Consider the following 849-nt stretch of genomic DNA (forward strand, 5'->3'; position numbering starts at 1 on the left):
CCCAACCGAAAGGAGGGAGCTGCCGAAGGTGGGACCGATAACTGGGGTGAAGTCGTAACAAGGTAGCCGTATCGGAAGGTGCGGCTGGATCACCTCCTTTCTAAGGAAGAAGAAGTAAGGTGTTGTGTCTATTGCTTAGTTATCAAGGAGTGAGTGCGCAGATTAGCTTACAGAACTGTGACGCAAGCTTGCTTGCAGGAACAGGGATGGAAGATGAGATGCATAAGAAGGCTTGAACGTAGCCCGACAAGAAGCGTAGCGGATTGGAGGGTGAAGAGAAAGACTGCACTCACGAAAAAAAGATAACAGAATATTTCTGGTGGCGATGCGCTTAGGGGACACACCCGTTCCCATCCCGAACACGATGGTTAAGACCTAAGCGGCCGATGGTACTGCACTGGAGACGGTGTGGGAGAGCAGGTGGCCGCCAGAATCAAAAAAGAGGAAACTGGTTTTACCAGTGATTAAAGATTAGAAAAATTTTCTGGTTTTTAATGACTGATAACATCAGTCAGAAAATACATAACAGATGATCTGTTATGCAATGTACCTTGAAAATCGCATACAAAGAAAATCAATTCTCAAATAAATAGAGAAAGACATCCGAGGTGATTGTTATTCTTAAGAGTAACAATTAACTAACACTTCGAGAAAACGAAGTAAAAAAACAACCTTGAATACCAACGCATATAACGCTATATATGTGTCGATAAGAAAACAACCCGTATTTCTTATCAGTTGGTTATGCTAGAAAGAGCGCAGGGTGGATGCCTTGGCACTAAGAGCCGATGAAAGACGTGATAAGCTGCGAAAAGCTTCGGGGAGGAGCAAATATCCAACGATCCGGAG

General features: G+C 44.2%; 3 rRNA genes. All 3 read left to right on the plus strand.

From position 1 onward, the window contains the following. A 16S ribosomal RNA gene (locus tag ACTNBR_RS16440) occupies positions 1-100 on the plus strand; the annotation flags it as partial. A gap of 215 nt (positions 101-315) precedes the next feature. After that, positions 316-433 (plus strand): 5S ribosomal RNA (gene rrf / locus ACTNBR_RS16445). A gap of 307 nt (positions 434-740) precedes the next feature. Then, positions 741-849: ribosomal RNA gene (locus ACTNBR_RS16450) — 23S ribosomal RNA — on the plus strand; the annotation flags it as partial.

Origin of the sequence: Bariatricus sp. HCP28S3_F11 (assembly GCF_052065395.1) — a bacterium.
GTDB lineage: Bacteria > Bacillota > Clostridia > Lachnospirales > Lachnospiraceae > Allocoprococcus.